This is a genomic window from Bacillus sp. EB106-04-02-XG92, from assembly GCF_058791995.1.
The window spans coordinates 214735-240555 of record NZ_JBYTEA010000002.1 but is presented as its reverse complement, the minus strand read 5'-3'; the positions used below and the strand labels follow the sequence as shown (position 1 = coordinate 240555).

Annotated in this window: 23 protein-coding genes and 1 pseudogene; 23 read left to right on the top strand and 1 reads right to left on the bottom strand. The window is 37.9% G+C overall.

The features are described 5' to 3' along the window. The first annotated feature begins 122 nt into the window (after positions 1–122). From comFA to AC3WVA_RS07220, 13 genes are all read left to right on the top strand, one after another. Complete coding sequence (gene comFA, locus AC3WVA_RS07280) at positions 123–1472, top strand: ATP-dependent helicase ComFA (protein ID WP_098345449.1); 1350 nt, start codon at positions 123–125, stop codon at positions 1470–1472. Next, on the top strand, positions 1472–2176 hold the full coding sequence (locus tag AC3WVA_RS07275; RefSeq protein ID WP_098345448.1) for a ComFC family protein: 705 nt from the start codon (positions 1472–1474) through the stop codon (positions 2174–2176). Before comFA ends, AC3WVA_RS07275 begins: the two co-directional genes overlap by 1 nt. 126 nt (positions 2177–2302) lie before the next feature. Next, positions 2303–2500 (top strand): cold shock protein CspC, encoded by a 198-nt coding sequence (gene cspC, locus AC3WVA_RS07270; protein WP_001990088.1) that lies wholly within the window; start codon positions 2303–2305, stop codon positions 2498–2500. A 320-nt stretch (positions 2501–2820) separates the two neighbouring features. Then, entirely contained in the window at positions 2821–3363 is a 543-nt protein-coding gene (gene hpf / locus AC3WVA_RS07265; protein WP_048528141.1) for a ribosome hibernation-promoting factor, HPF/YfiA family, read from the top strand. 274 nt (positions 3364–3637) lie between these two features. After that, positions 3638–6145: a preprotein translocase subunit SecA gene (gene secA / locus AC3WVA_RS07260; RefSeq protein ID WP_048528147.1), complete on the top strand. Its 2508-nt coding sequence runs from the start codon at positions 3638–3640 to the stop codon at positions 6143–6145. A 144-nt stretch (positions 6146–6289) separates the two neighbouring features. Continuing rightward, positions 6290–7388 (top strand): peptide chain release factor 2 gene (gene prfB, locus AC3WVA_RS07255; RefSeq protein ID WP_097840497.1). Its coding sequence is split into 2 segments (ribosomal slippage): positions 6290–6361 and positions 6363–7388, totalling 1098 coding nucleotides; the frame shifts between segments, so codons are not numbered across the junction. Between the two features lie 442 nt (positions 7389–7830). Beyond that, positions 7831–8154 (top strand): cytochrome c551, encoded by a 324-nt coding sequence (gene cccB / locus AC3WVA_RS07250; protein WP_048528149.1) that lies wholly within the window; start codon positions 7831–7833, stop codon positions 8152–8154. A 280-nt stretch (positions 8155–8434) separates the two neighbouring features. Beyond that, on the top strand, positions 8435–9121 hold the full coding sequence (ftsE, locus tag AC3WVA_RS07245) for a cell division ATP-binding protein FtsE (protein ID WP_000594323.1): 687 nt from the start codon (positions 8435–8437) through the stop codon (positions 9119–9121). Further along, positions 9111–10004: a permease-like cell division protein FtsX gene (gene ftsX / locus AC3WVA_RS07240; protein ID WP_048528150.1), complete on the top strand. Its 894-nt coding sequence runs from the start codon at positions 9111–9113 to the stop codon at positions 10002–10004. The genes ftsE and ftsX overlap by 11 nt, the downstream gene beginning before the upstream one ends. A 118-nt stretch (positions 10005–10122) precedes the next feature. Continuing rightward, a complete protein-coding gene (locus AC3WVA_RS07235; RefSeq protein WP_098345445.1) occupies positions 10123–11559 on the top strand; it encodes a S41 family peptidase in 1437 nt (478 codons plus the stop codon). A 91-nt stretch (positions 11560–11650) separates the two neighbouring features. After that, positions 11651–12853, top strand: a complete 1203-nt coding sequence (locus AC3WVA_RS07230; protein ID WP_098345444.1) for a PDZ domain-containing protein — start codon at positions 11651–11653, stop codon at positions 12851–12853. A gap of 251 nt (positions 12854–13104) precedes the next feature. Next, positions 13105–14820, top strand: a complete 1716-nt coding sequence (locus tag AC3WVA_RS07225) for an ABC transporter ATP-binding protein (protein WP_048528153.1) — start codon at positions 13105–13107, stop codon at positions 14818–14820. A gap of 67 nt (positions 14821–14887) precedes the next feature. Next, complete coding sequence (locus AC3WVA_RS07220) at positions 14888–15199, top strand: heavy metal-binding domain-containing protein (protein WP_000637523.1); 312 nt, start codon at positions 14888–14890, stop codon at positions 15197–15199. A 187-nt stretch (positions 15200–15386) separates the two neighbouring features. On the opposite strand, the gene AC3WVA_RS07215 is transcribed toward AC3WVA_RS07220, so the two are convergent. Then, a complete protein-coding gene (locus tag AC3WVA_RS07215) occupies positions 15387–16280 on the bottom strand; it encodes a LysR family transcriptional regulator (protein WP_098345442.1) in 894 nt (297 codons plus the stop codon). A gap of 152 nt (positions 16281–16432) precedes the next feature. On the opposite strand from AC3WVA_RS07215, the gene AC3WVA_RS07210 reads away from it, so the two are divergent. From AC3WVA_RS07210 to uvrA, 10 genes and pseudogenes are all read left to right on the top strand, one after another. Further along, entirely contained in the window at positions 16433–17455 is a 1023-nt protein-coding gene (locus tag AC3WVA_RS07210; RefSeq protein ID WP_141539581.1) for a YeiH family protein, read from the top strand. A gap of 254 nt (positions 17456–17709) precedes the next feature. Then, positions 17710–17907: a helix-turn-helix transcriptional regulator gene (locus AC3WVA_RS07205; RefSeq protein ID WP_002143740.1), complete on the top strand. Its 198-nt coding sequence runs from the start codon at positions 17710–17712 to the stop codon at positions 17905–17907. Between the two features lie 10 nt (positions 17908–17917). Further along, a pseudogene (locus tag AC3WVA_RS07200) lies at positions 17918–18309 on the top strand (hypothetical protein). 18 nt (positions 18310–18327) lie between these two features. Continuing rightward, on the top strand, positions 18328–18549 hold the full coding sequence (locus AC3WVA_RS07195) for a hypothetical protein (RefSeq protein ID WP_098520882.1): 222 nt from the start codon (positions 18328–18330) through the stop codon (positions 18547–18549). Next, positions 18546–18938 carry an ATPase gene (locus AC3WVA_RS07190; RefSeq protein ID WP_492321839.1) on the top strand — a complete coding sequence of 131 codons (393 nt, stop codon included), beginning with the start codon at positions 18546–18548 and terminating at the stop codon, positions 18936–18938. Before AC3WVA_RS07195 ends, AC3WVA_RS07190 begins: the two co-directional genes overlap by 4 nt. Before the next feature lie 16 nt (positions 18939–18954). Beyond that, the gene (locus AC3WVA_RS07185) at positions 18955–19182 is read left to right on the top strand and encodes a hypothetical protein (RefSeq protein WP_000524124.1); all 228 of its coding nucleotides are present in this window, start codon (positions 18955–18957) and stop codon (positions 19180–19182) included. A 100-nt stretch (positions 19183–19282) separates the two neighbouring features. Further along, positions 19283–20044: a MerR family transcriptional regulator gene (locus AC3WVA_RS07180; protein ID WP_141539580.1), complete on the top strand. Its 762-nt coding sequence runs from the start codon at positions 19283–19285 to the stop codon at positions 20042–20044. Beyond that, on the top strand, positions 20041–20661 hold the full coding sequence (locus tag AC3WVA_RS07175; protein ID WP_097845431.1) for a hypothetical protein: 621 nt from the start codon (positions 20041–20043) through the stop codon (positions 20659–20661). Before AC3WVA_RS07180 ends, AC3WVA_RS07175 begins: the two co-directional genes overlap by 4 nt. A 291-nt stretch (positions 20662–20952) precedes the next feature. Next, complete coding sequence (gene uvrB, locus AC3WVA_RS07170) at positions 20953–22929, top strand: excinuclease ABC subunit B (RefSeq protein WP_048528161.1); 1977 nt, start codon at positions 20953–20955, stop codon at positions 22927–22929. An 11-nt stretch (positions 22930–22940) separates the two neighbouring features. Beyond that, positions 22941–25811: an excinuclease ABC subunit UvrA gene (gene uvrA / locus AC3WVA_RS07165; protein WP_141539591.1), complete on the top strand. Its 2871-nt coding sequence runs from the start codon at positions 22941–22943 to the stop codon at positions 25809–25811. The last annotated feature ends 10 nt before the right edge of the window (positions 25812–25821 follow it).

The following is a 25821-nucleotide window of genomic DNA, read 5'->3' as shown; positions in this document are numbered from 1 at the left end:
TATAAACGAATAAAACATGTGTATAAAGTCGATAGCTTACTATTTTATAAGTAGGTTATCGGCTTTTTTGAGTTTTTACGAGATTATGAGAAAGGTTTATAGTAGTGCTGGAGGTGGTATGAATGCTTGCTGGAAAACAGTTGCTATTAGAAGAACTCTCTTCAGATTTACGGAAAGAATTAAGTGATTTGAAAAAGAAGGGAGAAGTCGCATATGTACAAGGCATAACAAAGAAGGCTTCTAAATATATATGTCAGCGCTGCGGAAATATAGAGCAGCGATTATTTGCATCATTTTTATGTAAAAGGTGCAGTAAAAGATGCACGTATTGCCGGAAGTGCATCACGATGGGGAGAGTTAGTGAATGTACTGTACTCGTTCGTGGGATTCAGGAAAGAAAGGAAGAAAGAGAGTTAAATCAGTTGCAGTGGAAAGGGGTTTTGTCTACCGGTCAGGAGTTGGCGGCGCAAGGTGTTATAAAAGCTATTAAGCAGAAAGAATCTTTCTTTATTTGGGCTGTATGCGGGGCTGGAAAAACAGAAATGTTATTTTACGGTATTGCAGAGGCACTTCAAAAAGGAGAAAGAGTTTGTATTGCAACGCCAAGAACAGACGTTGTACTGGAACTAGCACCGAGATTACAAGAAGTGTTTCCTAATATAAATATAGCTGCTTTATACGGAGGGAGTACAGATCGTGAAAAAGATGCAGCGTTAGTCGTTGCAACGACGCATCAATTGTTACGTTATTATAGAGCGTTTCATGTCATGATTGTAGATGAAATTGATGCCTTCCCGTATCACGCAGATCAAATGTTACAGTATGCGGTGCAACAAGCGATGAAAGAGAAAGCGGCGCGTATTTATTTAACAGCAACTCCTGATGAAAAGTGGAAGCGTAATTTCAGAAAGGGGAATCAAAAAGGTATTATTGTCTCAGGACGATACCATCGTCATCCGTTACCAGTTCCGCTATTTAGCTGGTGCGGAAATTGGAAGAAAAGCCTTCATCATAAAAAAATTCCTCGAGTGTTACTACAATGGTTGAAAATGTACTTCAGCAAAAAGTATCCTATTTTTTTATTTGTTCCTCATGTGCGATATATAGAAGAAATAAGTCTGTTATTGAAAGAGTTGGATAATAGAATCGATGGTGTACATGCAGAAGATTCGATGAGGAAAGAAAAAGTAGCAGCGTTCAGAAAGGGAGAAATTCCGTTATTAGTTACGACAACAATTTTAGAAAGGGGAGTAACTGTGAAGAATTTACAAGTGGCGGTGCTAGGGGCAGAAGAAGAAATTTTTTCAGAGAGTGCGCTCGTACAAATTGCAGGCCGGGCGGGTCGTAGTTTTGAAGAGCCATATGGCGAGGTTATGTATTTTCATTACGGTAAGACAGAGTCGATGGTACGCGCGAAAAAACACATTCTAAGTATGAACAAAAATGCGAAGGAACAAGGGTTGATCGATTAATGCATTGTTTGCTTTGTGATGAGTATATGGTGGAAACAGTTAGTTGGTACACCTTCTTTGTAAAGTCCTATAAAAAATATGTATGTAATAGATGTGAGCGGAAACTTTCCTATATTATAGGAGCGATTTGCAAGGAGTGCGGGAGACCTTTAGAGGATTTGCCTTCCGAATATAAAGAAAATGATATTTGTATGGATTGCGTAAGATGGATAAATAAGGAGAAGTATCGTCCTTTTAAAAATCGTTCTTTGCATGTGTACGATGATGAGATGAAAGAAATAGTAGCGCAGTTTAAGTTTAGAGGAGATGCGGAGTTAGTTCGTATTTTTCATCAATCCTTTCGAGAGCTATTTCAAAAGTATTTTACGAACGTTTCAACTGTTATTGCTGTTCCGCTTAGTAGGGAACGGGAGTATGAACGCGGTTTTAATCAGGCAGAGTTATTAGCAACTTGTTTACCTGTCAACATTTCGTATCCATCATTAAGAAGAAGGGAAACAGAAAAGCAAAGTAAGAAGACGCGTAAAGAAAGGCTTTCGGGAAGTAATCCTTTTTATTTTCAGGGAGAAGAGATGTTTCATGGTCAACATATTTTACTCGTGGATGATGTATATACGACAGGAATTACAGTGAGACAAATTGGAAGTCTTTTATACGATAGAGGAGCAAGAGAAGTTTCTAGTTTGACGCTCTGTAGAAGTTGATCTGTAACTGTCGAAAGAGATAATAAAAAGACGATAAGTCTTCTTTGACTTCGTAAGTTGTCATTCGTTATAGTCAAATTATGGGGCAAATGCCCTGATTTTTAGAGTGAAGGGAATGGAATGAACATGCAAGGAAGAGTGAAATGGTTCAATGCAGAAAAGGGATTTGGGTTTATTGAGCGTGAAGATGGTGATGATGTATTTGTTCATTTTTCTGCGATTCAACAAGATGGTTATAAGTCATTAGAAGAAGGGCAACAAGTTGAGTTTGACATTGTAGATGGCGCACGTGGGCCACAAGCAGCTAATGTTGTAAAACTGTAGGAATATTGTTTTTGGGAAGAGAAAGCTGCGTTTGTGGCAACGTTATATATATGGTAGAACCTCTTGTTTTTTGCAAGGGGTTTTTGTTATGAATGGAGTTGTCAAAAAGTTGTTTCTTTTCTGTAACGAATTGTCCACAGTTATATTCGTTATTCACGATGTTAATAGGATAAAATAAAGATAGAAACGATGCATCTTTTCATTTCAACAAAAAACGATAAAAAAATCGCAATTCCACTAATTTTTTTAAAAAAGTTAGAAGGAGTTTTTAAGCCAGTGTCGAAATTATAGTACATAGGCTTGAAAGGAGGAATTCATCTATGAAATTCAACATTCGTGGTGAAAATATTGAAGTAACTCCAGCATTAAAGGAATATGTAGAGAAAAAACTAGGTAAGTTAGAGCGTTATTTTGATACATTCCCAGAGATTAAAGTTAATTTAAAAGTATACTCTGACAAGCAACGTGTCGAGGTAACAATTCCATTTACTGATTTATTACTTCGTGCAGAAGAAACTAATAGCGATATGTACGCTGCTATCGATTTAGTAGTTGATAAACTTGAGCGACAAATTCGTAAACATAAAACAAAGGTAAATCGTAAGTTACGTGAGAAAGGTTCTATGAAAGCGAACTTTATCCTTCCAGAAGCAGTAGCTGTTCTGGATGAGGTAGAAGAGGATGAACTAGAACTTGTACGTACAAAACGATTCGATTTAAAACCGATGGACGTTGAAGAAGCAATCCTACAAATGGATATGCTAGGACATAATTTCTTCGTCTTCACAAATGCTGATACAAATGAAACTAACGTTGTATATGGCCGTAAAGATGGGAAATATGGTTTGATCGAAACTAAATAATAATTCAAAAGCGCAGCCGAAATGGCTGCGCTTTTTTTGCTGAAAATAGATTTCTACAAAAAGTTTTCTTAATTTAGAACGAGACATTCGGCCGATTGTTGTCATAGTTATAAGACAAGTGTTACAATTATCATTAGGTATATACATTTTAGTTTTTTAATTAGGAGAAAAATTGGCATAACATACATTTGATTTTTATAACGACTGATTGTAATAGAGAAAAAGAAAAAACAATCGGAAGTTTTATTTTAATAAAAAGAGGAGCGTATTTCCTATGATCGGTATTTTAAAAAAGGTGTTTGATGTAAATCAACGCCAAATTAAACGTATGCAGAAGACAGTTGAGCAAATTGATGCATTAGAGTCATCTATTAAGCCATTAACTGATGAACAATTAAAAGGGAAGACGCTTGAATTTAAAGAACGTCTAACAAAAGGTGAAACAGTAGATGATCTACTACCTGAAGCTTTTGCGGTTGTTCGTGAAGCTGCGACTCGTGTTCTTGGAATGCGTCCGTATGGCGTACAGTTAATGGGGGGTATCGCCTTACATGAAGGAAATATCTCTGAGATGAAAACGGGTGAAGGTAAAACGTTAACATCTACATTACCTGTATATTTAAATGCTTTAACAGGAAAAGGTGTTCACGTTGTTACAGTCAATGAATATTTAGCACAACGTGATGCGAACGAAATGGGACAACTTCATGAGTTCTTAGGCTTAACAGTAGGAATTAACTTAAACAGTATGTCACGCGAAGAAAAACAAGAAGCTTATGCTGCTGATATTACGTATAGCACAAATAATGAGCTTGGATTCGATTACTTACGTGACAACATGGTTTTATATAAAGAGCAGTGCGTTCAACGTCCACTTCACTTTGCTATTATCGATGAGGTCGATTCTATCTTAGTCGATGAAGCGCGTACGCCGCTTATTATTTCTGGACAAGCTCAAAAATCAACAGAGCTATACATGTTTGCAAATGCATTCGTTCGTACGTTAGAAAATGAAAAAGAATATTCATTTGATGTGAAGACGAAAAATGTAATGTTAACAGAAGATGGTATTACGAAAGCCGAGAAAGCTTTCCACATTGAAAACTTATTCGATTTAAAACATGTAGCACTTCTTCATCATATTAATCAGGCACTTCGTGCGCACGTTGTTATGCACCGTGATACAGATTATGTTGTACAAGAAGGCGAAATCGTAATTGTAGACCAATTTACTGGTCGTCTTATGAAAGGTCGTCGTTATAGCGAAGGTTTACACCAAGCTATCGAGGCAAAAGAAGGCGTAGAAATTCAAAATGAAAGTATGACGCTTGCGACAATTACATTCCAGAACTACTTCCGTATGTACGAAAAGTTATCTGGTATGACTGGTACAGCGAAAACAGAGGAAGAGGAATTCCGTAACATTTACAATATGAATGTTATCGTAATTCCAACAAACAAACCGATTGTTCGTGATGACCGTGCTGATTTAATCTTCAAATCAATGGAAGGCAAGTTTAATGCTGTTGTTGAGGATATTGTAAATCGTCATAAACAAGGACAACCTGTTCTTGTTGGTACAGTGGCGATTGAAACGTCAGAACTTATTTCAAAAATGTTAACGCGTAAAGGCGTACGTCATAACATTTTAAACGCGAAAAACCATGCGCGTGAAGCAGATATCATTGCAGAAGCTGGTATGAAAGGTGCTGTAACGATTGCGACGAACATGGCGGGTCGTGGTACGGATATTAAGCTTGGAGACGATATTAAAAATGTTGGTTTAGCAGTTATTGGTACAGAGCGTCACGAAAGTCGTCGTATTGATAATCAGTTACGTGGTCGTGCTGGTCGTCAAGGAGACCCTGGTGTTACGCAGTTCTACTTATCGATGGAAGATGAACTAATGCGCCGCTTCGGTTCTGACAATATGAAAGCAATGATGGATCGCCTTGGTATGGATGATTCTCAGCCAATCGAAAGTAAAATGGTTTCTCGTGCGGTAGAATCTGCGCAAAAACGTGTAGAAGGAAATAACTATGATGCACGTAAGCAGTTACTACAATACGATGATGTACTTCGTCAGCAACGTGAAGTTATTTACAAACAGCGTCAAGAGGTAATGGAGTCTGCGAACTTACGCGGCATTATTGAAGGTATGATGAAATCTACAGTAGAGCGTGCGGTTGCACTTCATACACAAGAGGAAATTGAAGAAGATTGGAACATTAAAGGTCTTGTTGACTATTTAAATACAAACCTTCTGCAAGAAGGAGATGTAAAAGAAGAAGAATTACGTCGCCTTGCTCCAGAGGAAATGAGCGAGCCAATTATCGCGAAATTAATAGAGCGTTACAATGACAAAGAAAAGCTTATGCCAGAAGAGCAAATGCGTGAGTTCGAAAAGGTTGTTGTATTCCGTGTTGTAGATACGAAATGGACAGAGCATATCGATGCGATGGATCACCTTCGTGAAGGTATTCATTTACGTGCTTACGGTCAAATTGATCCACTTCGTGAGTATCAAATGGAAGGATTCGCAATGTTCGAATCAATGATTGCTTCTATTGAGGAAGAAATTTCTCGTTACATTATGAAAGCTGAAATTGAACAAAACCTAGAGCGTCAAGAAGTTGTTCAAGGTGAAGCTGTTCACCCATCTAGCGATGGTGAAGAAGCGAAGAAAAAGCCAGTTGTAAAAGGTGACCAAGTGGGCCGCAATGATGTATGTAAATGTGGTAGCGGTAAAAAATATAAAAACTGCTGCGGCATTGGGAAGTAATACAGGTCGGTAGCTTAGGCTACTTTGCAAACTTTTACATCAAAAATGTATAATTAAGAAGGATTAAACTCTCTCCGTCATAAGTGGAGAGAGTTTCCCTTGTTTTCATACGAAAGTAACAGCAATTACATAGAGGTGAAGGAAATGGAATTAGTAGAAATTAGACAGGAATTAGAGAAAATGGCTAAGAGATTAGCGGCTTTTAGGGGGTCTCTTTGACCTTCCTACTAAGGAGAAACAAATTGCAGAATTAGAAGAGAAAATGATGGGCGCAGGATTTTGGGATGACCAACAAGGCGCGCAAGCTGTAATTAATGAAGCGAATGCACTGAAAGATATGGTTGGAAAGTTCCGTCAGTTAGATGAGACATTCGAAAATTTAGAAATTACGCATGAGCTTTTAAAAGAAGAGTATGATGAAGATTTACATGAGGAGCTTGAATCAGAAGTAAAAGGTTTAATTCAAGAAATGAATGAGTATGAACTTCAGTTACTACTAAGCGATCCTTATGATAAAAATAACGCTATTTTAGAATTACACCCAGGTGCTGGTGGAACAGAGTCACAAGACTGGGGTTCTATGTTATTACGTATGTACACACGTTGGGCTGAAAAACGTGGATTTAAAGTAGAAACAGTTGACTATTTACCAGGTGATGAAGCTGGTATTAAGAGTGTTACTTTATTAATTAAAGGTCATAACGCTTACGGTTATTTAAAGGCAGAGAAAGGTGTGCATCGTCTAGTACGTATTTCACCATTCGATTCTTCAGGTCGCCGTCATACATCGTTCGTATCTTGTGAAGTTGTTCCTGAGTTCAATGATGAAGTTGAAATCGAAATACGTTCAGAAGACTTAAAAATTGATACGTACCGTGCAAGTGGTGCAGGTGGACAGCATATTAATACGACAGACTCAGCAGTTCGTATTACACATACACCGACAAACACAGTTGTAACATGTCAGTCAGAGCGTTCACAAATTAAAAACCGTGAGCATGCGATGAAAATGTTAAAAGCGAAATTATATCAAAAGAAATTAGAAGAACAACAAGCGGAGTTAGATGAAATTCGCGGTGAGCAAAAAGAAATCGGATGGGGTAGCCAAATTCGTTCTTACGTATTCCACCCGTATTCTCTTGTGAAAGACCACCGTACAAACACAGAGGTTGGTAACGTACAGGCGGTAATGGATGGAGAAATTGATCCATTTATTGATGCTTACTTACGTTCTCGCATCTAATAAGCTAATTGAAAAAAAGCCAACAAAATTGTTGGCGCATGTTGAGGATATAGAGGATATAAAGAGTATTATTTTATCTATAGGATGGACTACAGAGGAAGAGAAGTTGGAAACGACAACTTCTCTTTTTGATGGGATTATATGTAGCATACAATGTTGTATATTGTTTTGTAAAAAGTAGAGAATAGTAAAACAGAGTGGCAATAGAGTAAGACTTTATACAGAACTTTTTTAATTTCCCGTTCAAAAAGGATACTTTATAGAAGTTTTTATGTTGTTCACAGAATTGAAACAACCTATAAAAGCTTTATACTATTAGGGTTTTCGCTGTATTTTTGAAGAATATGAAATATACCTTAGTTTTTCTATATAAAGATAATGCTTATAATGAAAATGAGTGTGTTAGGAATGAAAAGAATATCAACAATGGGGAGCGATAGAAGTGAAAAAGAAATTGTTGGCTATTGCGCTAGGAACATCAGTCGTTTTTGCTTTAGGAGCGTGTGGAAATAAAGAAGAGAGTAAGCCCTCAAAACAATCTGCAAGCACAGATAGCGCAGAGCAAATTTATCAAAAAAGTTGTATAGGCTGTCACGCGAAAGATTTATCAGGAGCGACTGGACCGGATTTACGAAAAGTGGGACAGAAGTATGATGCGGCAGACATCGAAAAAATTATTGAAAAAGGTCGCGGCTCCATGTCACCAGGAATCATTCAAGGTGAGGATGCGAAAAAAGTAGCTGAGTGGTTAGCTGACCATAAATAAAGAGAGTAAAATAGACGAGTTGGTTATATTGCCAACTCGTTTTCCTTTTTGTGGAATGTAACATAACTGTAACAAAAATGTATCCGAATTGGAAACCGTTTGATGTTACAATGAGGTTTGTAGAATTTTGCTGAAATATATTACATAGAGTAGCGCTGCTAATAAAAAGCATGAATGGAAGCTACCTTCAACAAGAGTGGTTAAGTGAGAATAAAGTTTTTATTTTCAGATGTACAGAAAAGTATTTCGAAAAAAATCATTAAGTATTGGGTGATAAATAATGATAAAAATGACGAATGTTTATAAGGAGTACCCGAATGGTATGAAAGCCATTGCTGGTCTCACAGTTAACATTAAACAAGGTGAGTTTGTATACGTAGTTGGACCGAGTGGAGCCGGGAAATCTACATTTATTAAAATGATGTATCGTGAAGAGAAGCCATCTACAGGATCAATTAATGTAAATGGACTTGTTATCGAAACATTAGCGGAAAGAGATGTTCCATATTTCCGTCGTCAATTAGGCGTAATTTTCCAAGATTTTAAATTGTTACCTAAGTTAACGGTATATGAGAATGTTGCGTTTGCTTTAGAGGTAATTGAAGAAGAAAAAGAAGCAATTCTTGAGCGTGTAACAGAAGTTTTAGGTCTTGTAGGTCTTGAAGATCGTGCAGATGCACTTCCAAGCGAACTTTCAGGCGGAGAGCAGCAACGTGTTGCGATTGCGAGAGCAATTGTTAATAGACCAAAGGTTGTAATTGCCGATGAGCCAACAGGTAACTTAGATATTGAAACAGCTCTTGATATTATGAAGATTTTCACGCGTATTAATGAGCGTGGTACAACGATTGTTATGGCAACACATAACGCAGATATCGTAAATACAATCCGTCATCGTGTAATCGCGATTGAGGGCGGAAAAATTGTTCGAGATGAGATTGAGGGAGGATACGGATATGAAGGCTAAGACCCTTAGTCGACATTTGCGAGAAGGTGTAAAGAATCTATCACGTAACGGATGGATGACGTTTGCTTCTGTTAGTGCAGTAACAGTTACATTATTACTTGTAGGTGTCTTCTTAACAGCGATTATGAATATGAACCATTTTGCGACGAAAGTAGAGCAAGATGTAGAGATTCGTGTACACATTGATCCAGCAGCAAAAGAAGCTGATCAAAAGAAATTAGAAGATGATATGAGTAAGATTGCAAAAGTAGACTCTATTAAATATTCTTCTAAAGAAGAAGAGTTAAAACGTTTAATTAAAAGCTTAGGCGATAGCGGAAAAACGTTTGAGTTATTTGAACAAGATAACCCACTTAAAAACGTATTCGTTGTAAAAGCAAAAGAACCAACAGATACAGCGACAATCGCGAAAAAGATTGAAAAAATGCAGTTTGTAAGTAATGTTCAGTACGGAAAAGGTCAAGTTGAACGATTATTTGATACTGTAAAAACTGGTCGTAATATCGGGATTGTGTTAATTGCTGGTCTTTTATTCACAGCAATGTTCTTAATCTCTAATACAATTAAAATTACAATTTATGCTCGTAGTACAGAAATCGAAATTATGAAACTTGTAGGTGCGACAAACTGGTTTATTCGTTGGCCGTTCTTATTAGAAGGATTATTCTTAGGAGTATTAGGATCAATTATTCCAATTGGCTTAATTCTAGTTACTTATAATTCACTACAAAGTGTGTTTAACGAGAAACTTGGCGGAACAATTTTCGAACTTCTACCATACAGCCCATTCGTATTCCAATTAGCTGGTTTACTAGTGTTAATCGGTGCTTTAATCGGTATGTGGGGAAGTGTAATGTCAATTCGTCGCTTCTTAAAAGTATAAAAAGTTGCAAACATAATTCGTACAAGCTTATCATATAGTAGAAATAGGTAAAGGCATCACACAATGTGTGATGCCTTTTGCTACACCACCTGTGTGTTTTGGAAAGGGGAATTCCGCATTGAAACGTAGAGTTGCAATTATTGGAATGGTTGTTGCATTTTTAATTGGTGCTGGCGGAATGTTTGCAGGTATGTCTTTATTTGGGGTAAACCCAGCAGAAGTAACGCAAACAATTTCGAGTGGAAACGCTAGCACTGCGCAAGGGAATTTGGCAAAAATTAATGAGGCGTATGCATTAATTGATTCGCGTTATGTGGAAGACGTGAAGGATGAAAAATTAGTCGAAGGTGCAATACAAGGAATGTTGTCTACGCTGAAGGACCCTTATTCCACGTATATGGATAAAGAAACGGCTAAACAGTTTAGCGAATCACTCGATCCTGAGCTAGAGGGGATTGGGGCTGAGGTGAACAAGACGGACGGTAAACTTATTATCGTATCTCCAATTAAAGGCTCACCGGCAGAAAAGATTGGAATTAAACCGAATGACCAAATTTTATCTGTAGATGGAAATAGTGTGAAAGATTTATCACGTGAAGAAGCAGTATTAAAGATTCGTGGTAAAAAAGGAACGACTGTTGCGATTGAAATTAAGCGTGCAGGAGTAGCTGATCCGATTGTATTTAAAATTAAACGTGAAAAAATTCCGATTTTCACAGTGTTTAGCTCTGTGAAACAAGAGAGCGGAAAAGATATCGGTTATATGCAAATCACTTCCTTTGCTGAAAATACAGCGAAAGAATTTAAGGATCAGTTAAAAGAGTTAGAGAAGAAAAACATAAAAGGCTTAGTTATTGACGTGCGTGGTAATCCTGGTGGCTACTTAAATAGTGTAGAAGAGATACTAGGGGAAATTATGACGGATAAAAAGCCGATGTTACAAGTAGAAGAGCGAAATGGTGAGAAGAAGAAGTTCTCTACGGAACTGAAACAAAGAAAGCCATATCCAATTTCAGTATTAATTGATAACGGAAGTGCTTCTGCTTCAGAGATTTTAGCGGGTGCGCTAAAAGAGGGAGAAGGATATGATTTAGTTGGTGAAAAAACGTTTGGTAAAGGCACTGTTCAGCAAGCCGTTCCATTTAAAGATGGCAGCAACATTAAATTAACGATGTTTAAATGGTTAACGCCGGATGGAAACTGGATTCATAAAAAAGGAATCGAGCCAACAGTAGAAGTGAAGCAACCAGATTATTATCATGCGACGCCAATTCAAATTGAAAAGACACTTTCATACAATTCAAATGATGTACAAGTAAAACACGCGCAAGAAATGCTTAAGAGTTTAGGATATGTAACAGGGCGTGAAGATGGATACTTTAGTAAAGAGACAGAATCAGCGCTGAAAGCATTCCAAAATGCGAATAAAATGGATGCGACAGGACAGCTTGATAAAAAGACAGCTGAAGCGATTCAAACGAAAATTATTGAAAAAATCCGTTCTGGAGAAAATGATCTACAATTACAATCAGCATTAAAATTAATAGCGAAATAAAAAGAAATACAGGCAGTTTGCTGCCTGTATTTTTTTGTGTTAAACAAACGTTTGTCCAGTTATGATAATATAAAAAGAAAGAATGATATAAATGGTGGTGAATGGGTTCGTGGAGGCATGGATTTTTGAAATAATGCGGGCAGTTGGACGTTTTTTCTTACACCCTGCTGTCTATGTATTTTTAATAAGTAGTATCTTCGTCGGATACTTACGTATGTTACGAGAACGAAAGGACTTTTCCTTTAAAGTTTATGATATTTGGTTTGAACTGCGAACATCCTTATTTGCGGGAGTTAAATACGGATTAATCGTATCTATTATTACAATTGGCTTTGGACTTGTTGTTTCCAAAGCGAGCTTATGGGTCATCTTACTTTGGACACTCCTATTTGGATTAACTGCTACGTATCGATATTTATCAGCGGCTTATACGTTTAGTATCGCAATTGTGTGTGTTCTATTATCTTCTAAGCTACCAGTTTCCTTCTTACAGCTTGGAGAAGGTGAAGAGAGTACGATTGTATCTCTTGCTATTTTGCTAGGCGTCATGCTCGTTGTAGAGGGCTTATTGATTTCTAAAAATGCAGTAGGCTATTCGACGCCGAAGATGAGGAAGGGTAAGCGCGGATTAAAGGTCGGCTTACACGAATCAAAGCGTTTATGGATCGTTCCTATTTTTATTCTTGTACCAGGTGACGCGGTAACGCAGTTTATTTCATGGTGGCCTGTCGTTTCAATCGGTTCAGATACATATTCTTTATTCCTTGTTCCATTTTTAATTGGATTTATGAGAAGGATTAGAAGTTATGAACCGACGGAAGCTTTATTATTTACAGGAAGACGTGTATACGGATTAGCAGGACTTGTGCTAGTTTTAGGAATCGCAAGTTATTGGTGGCACGTACTTGCAATTATCGCGATGGGCGTTGCAATGCTTGGACGTTTCACAATCTCGATGCAAGAAAAAATTGCGGATGAAACAAGACCAGCGTACTTCGCTGCACGTAATGATGGACTCGTTGTATTAGATACAATCCCGAATACAATTGGGGCAGAGCTGAATTTACTACCTGGAGAAATGATTACGAAAGTAAATGGAGTCATTCCAAGAAGCGCTGAAGAATTTTACGATGCGCTTCAAACGAAGACGACAGGAGCATTTTGTAAATTAGAAGTATTAGATACAAACGGAGAGCTTCGCCTCGCTCAAACGGCATTATACGCCGGAGGACATCACGAATTAGGTATTGTATTTGTCCAGCAGGAGCATGAGTGGGATTCGGAAGCGATGTAATAGAAGTGGGGGTGTCACCAATAGGTGATACCCTTTTTGTATTGGATGGGGGCAATAGAGTAGTAAACGAAATTTATATCGGCGATTATCGGGATATATCAGCGATTATTCAAATATATCGACTTTCCGGCAAAAAACGAAAACTATCGCAAACCTTCTTTTGAAGTTTCATAGACGGATAACTTGAATAATCATTTGATAATGGTTATCATTTAGGGAGTCTTTTTAATTTTGGAAAATGGAGGGAAGATATGCTACGTAAATTTTTTTCTTACTATAAACCGTATAAAGGTTTATTTATACTCGATTTTTCTTGCGCGGTTGTCGCAGGGTTATTAGAACTTGGCTTCCCGCTTATCGTAAATCAATTTATTGATAAGTTATTGCCAGGGCAAAACTGGACGCTTATTTTATGGGCTTGTTTCGGTTTACTTGCAGTGTATATGTTAAACGCAGGCTTACAATACGTCGTTACATATTGGGGGCATATGCTTGGCGTTAACATTGAAACGGATATGAGGCAGAAATTATTTGATCACATTCAAAAGTTATCATTCAGATTTTTTGACAATAATAAAACAGGTCATTTAATTTCGCGTCTTACAAACGACTTAATGGAAATTGGAGAAATTGCTCACCACGGGCCAGAAGATTTATTTATCGCCGTTATGACTTTAGTTGGGGCATTCTCATTTATGATGATGATCAACTGGAAATTAGCATTATTAACATTCTTCGTTATTCCATTCTTATTATGGTTAGCGCTATACTTCAATAAAAAAATGACAGGTACATTTAGACGTTTATTCTCTGATGTTGCTGATTTCAATGCATGTATTGAGAACAATGTCGGGGGTATTCGTGTTGTACAAGCATTCGGAAATGAAAAGTTTGAGAAAGAGCAATTTGCTGTTAACAACGCTCGTTTCCGTACAACGAAATTAATGGCGTATAAAATTATGGCGTTAAATTCGTCGATTAGTTATATGCTCATGCGTCTCGTAACGCTCTTCGTTTTAATATGCGGTACATGGTTTGTTCTGCAAGGTGAATTAACGTACGGTGGATTTATCGGATTCGTTCTATTAACGAATATTTTCTTCCGCCCAATTGAAAAAATTAATGCGGTAATCGAAAGTTATCCGAAAGGGATTGCTGGTTTTAAGAGATATGTAGAGCTTCTTGAGACAGAGCCAGATATTGTAGACGCTAAAGATGCGATTGAAGTTAAACATGTACACGGCGATATTCAATATAACAACATTACGTTCGGATATGAAAATAAAGAACCGATTTTAAATGACATTAGCTTGAAAATACATGCAGGCGAAACAGTTGCATTCGTTGGACCATCAGGAGCAGGGAAAACAACGTTATGTAGTTTACTCCCACGTTTTTATGAGCAATCGTCTGGTTCGATTCAAATTGATGGTATTGATACGAAAGATATGACGTTATCTTCACTTCGTAAGCAAATCGGAATTGTGCAGCAAGATGTGTTCTTATTCTCTGGAACGATTCGTGAAAATATTGCTTACGGAAATTTAAAGGCGTCAGAGGCTGACATTTGGCAGGCAGTAAAACGAGCGCAGTTAGAAGACTTAATTTACTCACAACCAGACGGTTTAGATACTGTTATCGGTGAGCGCGGCGTGAAACTTTCAGGAGGACAGAAGCAGCGTCTAGCGATTGCTCGTATGTTCTTGAAAAACCCGCCAATTTTAATATTAGATGAAGCGACTTCTGCATTAGATACAGAGACGGAACTAGCGATTCAAAAATCACTTGCTGAATTAGCAGTTGGTCGTACAACGTTAGTTATCGCTCACAGACTTGCAACGATTAAAAATGCAGATCGTATCGTCGTTGTAAATAAAGATGGTATTGCAGAACAAGGTTCACATGATGAATTAATTGAGCAAGGCGGAGGATACAGCAGGTTATACGAAGCGCAGTTTAGTTCGTAAATATAATTTCTACTGAATTAGCACATCATATAAGTAGATGAAAATCTCATATGGGAGGCTATAAAATATGATTGTAACAACAACGTCTACAATTCAAGGAAAAGAAATTATTGAGTATATCGATATCGTGAATGGAGAAGCGATTATGGGCGCGAATATCGTTCGTGACCTCTTCGCCTCTGTCCGTGATGTTGTCGGCGGTCGTGCGGGTGCTTATGAAAGTAAATTGAAAGAAGCACGTGACATCGCAATGGAAGAGATGAAAACTTTCGCAAGACAAAAAAATGCGAATGCAATTGTTGGTATCGACGTGGATTACGAAGTAGTTCGCGAAGGAATGCTAATGGTTGCAGTGAGCGGGACTGCTGTTCGTATTTAAAGTAAAAGCCGTGCTGATGCACGGCTTTTACTTTTATTGATGCTATTCTATGTCGAAGTTTCAATATTTCTTGGGAAATGCGGAAGGTCTCGTCGATATATAGGGAAGACATTAGAGCGCTTCTTGGCATTTCCGGATTTGAACTAATAATGTTTCGTAATTGTAAACCTTCACACTAATGTGAAGGTCAATGCTGTTTTTTCGCAAAAGAATGTACATGATTTAAAAATACTTGAATAGCTTTAGATGGGATAAAATATTTGCCGCGCACGATGGAGAATGGACGGATGAGTTGTTCGTCTGGAACTTCGACGTGGAATAGCTCTTTTGCCAGTAGCTCTTTCCGTACGGTCCAATCAGAAAGGATAGCGATGCCAAGCCCGGCACTAACTGCTTCCTTCACGCTTTGGATACTACTGAATGTAAAGAATCGTTTCATTTTTAAATGGTGTTGATGAATAAAACGATCACTATAAGCACGTGTACCAGAGCCACTTTCTCTTAATACCCATACTTGATCTTGGAGTGTGCTTTCATTTATTTCATTTGTGCGGAGCAGTGGATGATTTGGCGGAACGACGAGCTTCATTTCATCTTGCATAAATGTTTCAACGTCAACGTCGGCGTATACGACTTGCCCTTCCACTAAGCCGATATCAATTTGATTAGAGCGAAGGCTTTGCAAAACGTCTTCTGTATTTGAGATAAAGGTATGAACTTCGACGTGTGGATTTTCATTCGCATAGTTAGCCAGTATTTTTGGAAGTAAGTATTCGCCAATTGTAAAACTAGCACCGATGCGAAGAGTTCCTGTTACAACGTTATGTAATTCGTTAATTTCTTGTTTCGCATCTTCGTAAAGAGAGAGCATTTGCTTTGCGTGTATGTATAAAATGTTTCCAGCCTCTGTCACTTGAACGTGTTTCGGGGAGCGCTGAATGAGTGTAGTTCCAAATTCATTTTCTAAGTTGCGAATGTGCATACTTACACCAGGCTGTGAAAGGTTTAATAATTCTGCTGCACGGGAGAAATGTTTCTGTTCCACGACAGTAACGAAAATTTTTAAAATGTCTACGTTCATGTAATGAGCTCCTTTCGTTTTTCTTTCATCTTATCATAAGTATTTCTGATGATAGAGATTGGGTATTGGTATTAAACTTATTATAGAAACTCTCTTATAATGTAAGTAGATAGAACATGCATGTTCCAATACGATTATTGGAGTGGTACAAAGTGGAACAAACACTTGTTATACAAAAGAAGAAGGGCTTTGGATTTTCACAAGGAATTGGGATTACACTATTAATTGCAATTGCGGCGAAATATTTAGCAGAGCTTCCATTTTTAAATATTATGGGACAATTAGTAATTGCTATTCTAATTGGGATGGTTTGGCGTGCGGCAATTGGAGTTCCTCGTGATGCAATTGCAGGGACAAACTTTGCGAGTAAGAAGTTGCTTCGCTTCGGGATCATCTTACTTGGAATGCGATTAAATCTTGTTGATATTGCGAAGGCAGGGCCGAAAGTATTGGTCATCGCAGCGGTTGTTATTACATTTACGATTTTCGTTGTATACGGACTAACGAAAGTATTTAAGGTAGAGAAGAAGCTTGGAATTTTAACAGCATGCGGGACGGCAATTTGCGGGGCGGCTGCTGTCGTGGCAATTGCACCGCAAGTGAAAGCGAAGGATGAAGAAACGGCAGTCGGCGCAGCAATTATTGCAATTTTAGGTACGATATTTACACTTATTTATACGTTATTATACCCAGTTCTCGGCTTTTCTCCGTACGGTTACGGTGTATTCTCAGGTGCGACGCTGCATGAGATCGCCCATGTTATCGCAGCTGCGGCGCCAGGAGGAAGTACGGCTGTAGATATCGCAGTTATCGTGAAGTTAACGCGCGTTGCAATGCTTGTGCCAGTAGCGATTTTAATTGGATTATGGTTTGGTAAGAGCGAAGGTAGCGAGGAAAAAAGATCGTGGCGCGATCTTCCAATTCCGTGGTTCATCTTCGGATTTTTAGCGATGAGTGCGGTACATTCGCTCGGGGTTATACCAGAAGTTGTTGCCGGATACATTGTTGTCATTGCTTACATGCTTATCGCAATGGCGATGGCGGGGCTTGGTTTAAATGTAGAGTTTAAAACGTTTCGTAAGTTAGGAAGTAAAGCGTTCGTGGCAGGGCTAATTGGTTCGATTTGCCTTTCTATTCTTGGATACGTTCTTGTATATGCGTTAGGATTTATGTAGTAGGGCGGAGAAGCTGTTCCCATAGGTAGTTGGGGACAGCTTTTTCTTATGATTATAGGGCTAATGATATCGGTATTTGCCGGTAAGTCGATATATTAAAAAAATCCCTGATATAAATTAAATGACTCTTGTACTTTGTTAGAGAAGATATTTAGTGAAAACATTTTTCTAAAATTTGTAAAGAAATCTTTACTTGAAAATGGAAAATATTTATAATTGAAGTAAAGATATCTTTACTTTCAAAGGTGGAGCCTATGGGTGTGAAAAATACAATAAAAGAGTTAAGAAAGCAAAATCATATAACGCAAGTTGAAATGGCAAAGGCGATGCAGGTGACGCGGCAGACGATTGTGGCGATTGAAAATCATCATTATAATCCGAGTCTAGAGTTATCGTTAAAAATCGCTAAATATTTTGGGATGAAGGTGGAGGAAATATTTACGCTAGAGTAAGGGGAGAAAAATGGACGATACTAAAAAGTTATTGATTGGTGCGACTATTGGATTGTTTTTGGGAGACATTGTAGTTCATATTATGAATCCGGCTATACCAATTTTACCGCTCATAGTGAGTAAAACGTTTTAGCAATTGTATTTTTAATAGTGTATACGTATTACAAAAAGCGTAAGTACAAAAAAGAAGAACTTCCAGATATAGACGAGCGAGTAAATGAAAACATAAAGAGGTATGTAAATGTCTCATTTGTATTCGCATTTTTATTGCTTATTGTTTATATTGTTGCGAGTAAAGCAATAGGTAGAGCCGTTATGCCAATACAAGAAATATTTATAATATGTAGTTCCTTGTTTGCGGGTAGTCTCATCATAGGAGTCATGATAGGGAAACGAGCATAAAGATAGGAGGAATGAAAAATGCAAGATGAGTTTGAGAGATTTCAGTCGGATAAAGCGTTTAAATATGTAGGGTTGTTTTTTACGATTAGTTTAGCTGTGTGGAGTTTGTACAATCTAATCATTGACGGAAGTGCCGGTATGCCGTTTGTATTATTTGTAGTAGGGCAGTTTGTTTATTTCTTTGTGAACTATTGGCCGAAGTGGAAGTATAGAAATGAAAAAGAGGCTGATCATGTATGAGTAAGCAAGACGTTATACGGTTCATAGGAAGTTTGTTTTTAGCGGGTCTTGTTTTAAATGTGAGTTTAGTGATTTTAAATATTTCGTGGGGAGCTATTTTCATATCGAATGTAGCACTAGTCATTTTATATAGTATTTCGGAATACAGAGAACAGAAGCGTTTGAAAGAAGAGGGAGTACCGTCGATTGATGGGCGAGTTGTGAACAAGATGAAGTCGTATTTTACGATTAGTATAACAAGCTTCGTTTTCTTATTCATTATGTATCTTTGTGTAAATAAGTATTTAGATAGGCAAGCAGTACATGTAAATGAGTTATTATATATTGTTATTTTTGGTTCATTAATAAGTGTGGCATCGACGAGTGTGTTAGCAACAAGGAATAGGTAGAAAAAGGGGAACTGGGATGGGATTACCGGTATTATGTGTCGCTACGGCTATTTTTGCTTTGTTTTGGGGAATGCAGAACTTCTCTCGTAATCCAGTACCGAGTATTTGTATTATGCTTGGCACTGTAGGCTTATCATATTATTTATTAGTTTCAGCTCATTATCATAAAACAGCAACGAGTGTTGTCGTTGGAGCACTTATTTTATTTTGTGGGCGCGCTGTACAAAAAGGATTATTTCCGTAAAAGCTGTTTATACGAAGAGTATAAACAGCTTTTTGTATTTTTTTAACAAAAGTATTGAAAGTGACGTTACGTCACCTTTTATAATGAAGAGGAAGAGGTGATGGTAGTGATTTCAATACAACAATTGACGAAAGAAACAGGGGTAACAGTACGTACGTTACGTTATTATGATCAAATAGATTTATTAAAGCCGAGCGGGAAAACAGAAGGTGGGCATCGTTTATATAGTGAAGCTGACGTAATACGTCTCCAACAAATTTTATTTTTAAAGGAAATGGGATTTTCATTAAAAGAGTCTGCGAATATGTTAGTAAAAGGTGAGCTTAACTTAAAGGATTCGCTTGAAAAACAACTTAGATTTGTACAGGAAGAACAAAAGAAATTCAATCGAATGGAGCGCGTTTTACAAGCAGTTGTTTATTCGGTAGATGTAGAGGGTGAACTTGATTGGAAAGTTATGTTCGAGCTGATTCAGCTTTCGAAACAGTCATCTCGTATACGTGAAATATTTCAAAATGAAGTATTTTCAAAGGAAGAACAAAAATTGCTTCATAATTTGCCAAATATGAGTGAAGAAGATCCGAATGTTTTAGAGTGGGTAGATTTATTAAAGCAATTTCGCACTTTTATGAAAGAGGGCAAAGAAGTCGTGAGTGATGAGGTACAAGAGGCAACGAAGAGATTAATGCAGAAGTGTTTAGAAATGGCCAATGGTGATGAAGCATTTTTAGATAAGTTATGGGAAGTTAGAAAATCGAAGGAAGATTCACAGAAAATGAGCATGTATCCAATTGAAGAAGAACTTTTATTATATATGGATGAAGCTTTTCGTATATATGATGAAAAGGAGAAGGATAAATGAGTATACTTGCAGAATATCGTTGGTATTTTTTAATTGGGGCAGAGATTGTATTTTGGTTATCAGCTATCGGTTTCTTTTTACTTCGTTACGGATTCCGTTTGAAGAAGGCAAGCTTTATTATGGGGATTGTACTACTCGTAAATGAAGTGTTTATTTTAACTTTAGGGGTAGTGGACTATTATCAAACAGGAAAGTTCTCTAACTTTCAAATCATTACGGTAATTATTTTATTGTATGCAGTTTTCTACGGGAAAAAGGATTTGAAGAAGCTTGATATATTTGCGCAAAAGCTAGTTGCGAAATGGCGGAATGAACCAGCGCCAATTATGGAAGAACACGTAGAATTAACAGGTATGGCTTATGCGAAGCAGGAAATAAAAAATTGGGTATTACATCTTGTTTTATTCGTTGTTGTGCATATTTTCTTTTTCTTTCTGTACGGTTTTGTCCCGTTTGAACAATGGCATAATTGGTTAGAAACGGGGATTGTTTTAAATGAAAAAGCAAGTCGTGTTAGCCAAGTTTGGGCGATTATACTTTTAGTGGATACAGTTATTTCATTTTCATATGTTCTTTTCCCGAAGAAGGAAAAAGGAAAAGAGAAGCTACTTTCGTAGAGGAAAGTAGCTTTTTTAGTATACCAATAGTTTGTATAGGAGAGGATGACAGTAGGAAAAAGAGCTAGTTTTATATGTCTATTTGAAATGAATTAGGTTTTTAATTAGTGTGTTGTTTACTTTCTGTTCATGTGGGAGAAGGTTTGATAAGGAAGGAAGTGTGCTCTCCTTCCTTTTTCTATGTATATATTGTCGAAAACTTTACCGAATATCTGTTCGTTTTTTTAGGTTTTTTATGGGCATTCGTGGTAAAATAATAATACAGATTTTTTATGAGGAGGTCGGATTTTCTTGGAACGTCAATTTGAAATTGTCTCAGCGTATTCCCCGCAAGGTGATCAGCCGGTAGCTATAGAGAAGCTTGTAGAGGGAATTAATAGTGGAAAGAAAAAGCAAGTGTTGCTTGGAGCGACAGGAACGGGTAAGACATTTACGATTTCAAATGTCATTAAAGAAGTGCAGAAGCCAACACTTGTCATGGCTCATAATAAAACGTTAGCAGGACAGTTATATAGTGAGCTGAAAGATTTTTTCCCGAATAATGCAGTTGAATATTTTGTTAGTTATTACGATTATTATCAGCCAGAAGCGTATGTGCCGCAAACAGATACGTTTATTGAAAAAGATGCGCAAATTAATGATGAAATTGATAAATTGCGTCACTCAGCAACGTCCGCATTATTTGAACGGGACGATGTAATTATCGTTGCGAGTGTTTCGTGTATATATGGTTTAGGTTCACCAGAAGAATACCGCGAGTTAGTTGTTTCACTTCGAGTTGGTATGGAAAAGGACCGCAATCAATTGCTTCGCGAGCTTGTTGATGTGCAGTATGGACGTAATGATATTGATTTCAAGCGTGGTACATTCCGTGTGCGTGGAGATGTAGTTGAAATTTTCCCGGCATCACTTGACGAGCATTGTATTCGAATTGAGTTTTTCGGTGATGAAATCGATCGTATTCGTGAAGTAAATGCGTTAACAGGTGAAGTATTAGCAGAACGTGATCATGTAGCAATCTTCCCGGCATCTCACTTCGTTACACGTGAGGAAAAAATGAAGGTCGCTATTGAAAATATCGAAAAAGAATTAGAAGAGCGTTTAAAGGAATTAAATGATAATGGCAAGCTGTTAGAAGCGCAGCGTATAGAACAACGTACACGTTATGATTTAGAAATGATGCGCGAGATGGGCTTTTGTTCAGGGATTGAAAACTATTCCCGTCATTTAACCCTTCGTCCAGCGGGTGCAACGCCGTATACGCTATTAGACTATTTCCCGAAAGATTTCTTAATCGTTATGGATGAGTCACACGTATCCGTGCCACAAGTAAGAGCGATGTATAACGGGGACCAAGCACGTAAACAAGTGCTTGTAGATCATGGATTCCGTTTGCCATCAGCTTTAGATAATAGACCGCTCACATTCGATGAGTTTGAAGAGAAAACGAATCAAGTTATTTACGTTTCAGCAACGCCAGGACCGTACGAGTTAGAGCAGTCACCAGAAGTAATCGAACAAATTATTCGTCCAACAGGGCTTTTAGATCCACCAATTGATATACGACCAATCGAAGGTCAAATTGATGATTTATTAGGAGAAATTCAAGATCGCATTGCAAAAAATGAACGTGTATTAATTACGACTTTAACGAAGAAGATGTCAGAGGATTTAACGGATTACTTAAAAGATGTAGGAATTAAGGTGAACTATCTTCACTCTGAAATTAAAACGTTAGAACGTATTGAAATTATCCGTGACCTTCGCCTTGGTAAGTTTGATGTACTTGTCGGTATTAACTTATTACGAGAAGGATTAGATATTCCAGAAGTATCACTTGTCGCTATTTTAGATGCTGATAAGGAAGGATTCTTGCGCTCAGAGCGTTCATTAATTCAAACAATCGGTCGTGCGGCACGTAATGAAAACGGCCGCGTAATTATGTACGCAGATCGTATAACAAGATCGATGGGAATTGCGATTGAAGAAACGCAACGTCGTCGTACTATACAAGAAGCTTACAATAAAGAGCATGGTATTACGCCGAAAACGATTCAAAAAGGCGTGCGTGATGTGATACGTGCAACGACAGCTGCTGAAGAAACAGAAACGTATGAAGCTGCGCCAGCCAAGAAGATGACGAAAAAAGAGCGTGAAAAGACAATTGCGAAGATGGAAGCAGAGATGAAAGAAGCAGCAAAAGCGTTAGATTTCGAGCGTGCAGCTGAATTGAGAGATTTACTATTAGAATTAAAAGCGGAAGGGTGAACGGAGTGAGCATGAGCAAGGATTTTATTGTTGTAAAAGGTGCTAGAGCACATAACTTAAAAAATATTGATGTAACCATTCCGAGAAATCAGCTTGTTGTTGTGACAGGATTGTCTGGTTCAGGGAAATCATCATTAGCGTTTGATACGATTTATGCAGAAGGGCAGCGCAGATACGTAGAATCGTTATCTGCGTATGCGCGTCAGTTTTTAGGACAAATGGATAAGCCGGATGTAGATACGATTGAAGGGTTGTCACCAGCGATTTCAATCGATCAAAAAACAACGAGTCGTAATCCACGTTCAACTGTCGGAACGGTAACGGAGATTTATGATTATTTACGTTTATTATTTGCGCGAATTGGTACGCCAATTTGTCCGAATCACGGCATTGAAATTACATCACAAACAGTAGAGCAAATGGTAGACCGTGTTCTTGAATATCCTGAACGTACGAAATTACAAGTGTTAGCTCCTATCGTTTCTGGACGTAAAGGTGCGCATGTGAAAGTGCTTGAAGATATTAAGAAGCAAGGATATGTTCGTGTACGTGTTGATGGTGAAATGTTGGATGTATCTGAAGAGATTACGTTAGATAAAAATAAGAAACATTCTATTGAAGTTGTCATTGACCGTATTGTTGTAAAAGAAGGAATCGCAAGCCGTCTTGCGGATTCACTTGAAAGTGCATTAAAGCTTGGCGGGGGCCGAGTGTTAATAGATGTAATGGGAGAAGAGGAACTTCTATTTAGTGAACATCATGCTTGTCCGCATTGTGGTTTTTCAATCGGAGAATTAGAGCCACGTATGTTCTCATTCAACAGTCCATTCGGGGCATGTCCTTCTTGTGATGGACTTGGTTCAAAGCTAGAGGTAGATTTAGAACTCGTTATTCCGAACTGGGATTTATCATTAAATGAACATGCGATTGCTCCTTGGGAACCGACAAGCTCACAATATTACCCGCAGCTTTTACAATCTGTATGTAATCATTACGGCGTTGATATGGATGTGCCTGTGAAAAATATACCGAAAGATTTATTTGATAAAGTGTTGTACGGAAGCGGTGAAGAGAAAGTTTATTTCCGCTATGTAAATGAATTTGGTCAAGTAAAGGAAAATGAGATTTTATTTGAAGGTGTTATTCCAAATATTGAACGTCGTTATCGTGAGACGAGTTCTGATTATGTTCGTGAGCAAATGGAAAAGTATATGGCAGAACAAGCTTGTCCGAAGTGTAAAGGCGGGCGCTTAAAGCCTGAGAGTTTAGCTGTTTTCGTTGGCGGGAAAACGATTGCTGACGTAACGAAGTATTCTGTTCAAGAAGTACAGGAATTCTTCTCAAATGTGGAACTAACGGAGAAACAACAAAAAATTGCTCATTTAATTTTAAGAGAAATCCAAGAGCGCGTTGGGTTCTTAGTAAACGTCGGTTTAGACTATTTAACGTTAAGTCGTGCCGCAGGAACTTTATCAGGTGGTGAGGCGCAGCGTATTCGTTTAGCGACGCAAATTGGTTCTCGTCTTACTGGCGTACTTTACATTCTTGATGAACCTTCTATCGGTTTGCATCAGCGTGATAACGATCGTCTTATTCGTACATTGCAAGAAATGCGCGATTTAGGTAATACGTTAATTGTTGTTGAACATGATGAAGATACGATGATGGCAGCTGACTATTTACTTGATATCGGGCCTGGTGCAGGTATTCATGGTGGTCAAGTTGTGTCAGCAGGTACGCCAGCTGAAGTGATGCAAGATGAGAATTCGCTAACAGGTAAGTATTTAAGCGGTAAAGAGTTTATTCCAGTTCCACTTGAAAGACGTAAAGGTGACGGACGTAAAGTGGAAATTGTCGGCGCAAAAGAGAATAACTTAAAGAATGCGAAGATGTCATTCCCGCTTGGTACGTTTGTAGCGGTAACGGGTGTATCTGGATCCGGTAAAAGTACGATGATTAATGAAGTACTATATAAATCGTTAGCGCAAAAGTTATATAAAGCGAAAGCGAAGCCAGGTACGCATAAAGAAATTAAAGGTCTTGAGCATTTAGATAAAGTAATCGATATTGATCAATCACCAATCGGTCGTACACCACGTTCTAATCCAGCAACGTATACAGGTGTATTCGATGATATTCGTGATGTGTTTGCGCAAACGAATGAAGCGAAAGTGCGCGGATATCAAAAAGGACGTTTCAGTTTTAATGTAAAAGGTGGACGTTGTGAAGCGTGCCGTGGTGATGGAATTATTAAAATCGAAATGCACTTCTTACCAGACGTATACGTTCCGTGTGAAGTTTGTCACGGTAAACGTTACAACCGTGAAACGTTAGAAGTGAAATATAAAGATAAAAACATTTCTGAAGTGTTAGGGATGACAATTGAAGATGGAGTAGAATTCTTCGCTAATATCCCAAAAATTAAGCGTAAACTTCAAACACTTGTAGACGTAGGGCTTGGTTATATGAAATTAGGGCAACCAGCTACGACGTTATCTGGTGGAGAAGCGCAGCGTGTGAAATTAGCTTCTGAATTACATCGTCGTTCTACAGGACGTACGTTATACATTTTAGACGAGCCAACGACTGGTTTGCATGCGCATGATATCGCACGTCTTCTAGAAGTGCTGCAACGTCTTGTTGAGAGTGGTGAAACCGTACTTGTAATTGAACATAATTTAGATGTAATTAAAACAGCTGATTATATCGTTGACCTTGGCCCAGAGGGCGGGGACAAGGGGGGACAAATCGTTGCTTCCGGAACGCCAGAGCAAGTAGTGAAAGAAGAGCGTTCATATACAGGTAAGTATTTAAAAGAGATTTTAAATCGTGATAAAGCAAGAATGAAAGAGAAGATAAAAGAAGTAGAGTTATCTCAATAAGTGTATTAAT

What these genes read in the sequence shown, in the direction of transcription:
- comFA (WP_098345449.1), top strand. Translation starts at nt 123, where the DNA reads ATGCTTGCTGGAAAACAGTTGCTATTAGAAGAACTCTCTTCAGATTTA.
- AC3WVA_RS07275 (WP_098345448.1), top strand. Translation starts at nt 1,472, where the DNA reads ATGCATTGTTTGCTTTGTGATGAGTATATGGTGGAAACAGTTAGTTGG.
- cspC (WP_001990088.1), top strand. Translation starts at nt 2,303, where the DNA reads ATGCAAGGAAGAGTGAAATGGTTCAATGCAGAAAAGGGATTTGGGTTT.
- hpf (WP_048528141.1), top strand. Translation starts at nt 2,821, where the DNA reads ATGAAATTCAACATTCGTGGTGAAAATATTGAAGTAACTCCAGCATTA.
- secA (WP_048528147.1), top strand. Translation starts at nt 3,638, where the DNA reads ATGATCGGTATTTTAAAAAAGGTGTTTGATGTAAATCAACGCCAAATT.
- ftsE (WP_000594323.1), top strand. Translation starts at nt 8,435, where the DNA reads ATGATAAAAATGACGAATGTTTATAAGGAGTACCCGAATGGTATGAAA.
- ftsX (WP_048528150.1), top strand. Translation starts at nt 9,111, where the DNA reads ATGAAGGCTAAGACCCTTAGTCGACATTTGCGAGAAGGTGTAAAGAAT.
- AC3WVA_RS07230 (WP_098345444.1), top strand. Translation starts at nt 11,651, where the DNA reads ATGGTGGTGAATGGGTTCGTGGAGGCATGGATTTTTGAAATAATGCGG.
- AC3WVA_RS07225 (WP_048528153.1), top strand. Translation starts at nt 13,105, where the DNA reads ATGCTACGTAAATTTTTTTCTTACTATAAACCGTATAAAGGTTTATTT.
- AC3WVA_RS07220 (WP_000637523.1), top strand. Translation starts at nt 14,888, where the DNA reads ATGATTGTAACAACAACGTCTACAATTCAAGGAAAAGAAATTATTGAG.
- AC3WVA_RS07215 (WP_098345442.1), bottom strand. Translation starts at nt 16,280, where the DNA reads ATGAACGTAGACATTTTAAAAATTTTCGTTACTGTCGTGGAACAGAAA.
- AC3WVA_RS07205 (WP_002143740.1), top strand. Translation starts at nt 17,710, where the DNA reads ATGGGTGTGAAAAATACAATAAAAGAGTTAAGAAAGCAAAATCATATA.
- AC3WVA_RS07195 (WP_098520882.1), top strand. Translation starts at nt 18,328, where the DNA reads ATGCAAGATGAGTTTGAGAGATTTCAGTCGGATAAAGCGTTTAAATAT.
- AC3WVA_RS07190 (WP_492321839.1), top strand. Translation starts at nt 18,546, where the DNA reads ATGAGTAAGCAAGACGTTATACGGTTCATAGGAAGTTTGTTTTTAGCG.
- AC3WVA_RS07185 (WP_000524124.1), top strand. Translation starts at nt 18,955, where the DNA reads ATGGGATTACCGGTATTATGTGTCGCTACGGCTATTTTTGCTTTGTTT.
- AC3WVA_RS07180 (WP_141539580.1), top strand. Translation starts at nt 19,283, where the DNA reads ATGGTAGTGATTTCAATACAACAATTGACGAAAGAAACAGGGGTAACA.
- AC3WVA_RS07175 (WP_097845431.1), top strand. Translation starts at nt 20,041, where the DNA reads ATGAGTATACTTGCAGAATATCGTTGGTATTTTTTAATTGGGGCAGAG.
- uvrA (WP_141539591.1), top strand. Translation starts at nt 22,941, where the DNA reads ATGAGCAAGGATTTTATTGTTGTAAAAGGTGCTAGAGCACATAACTTA.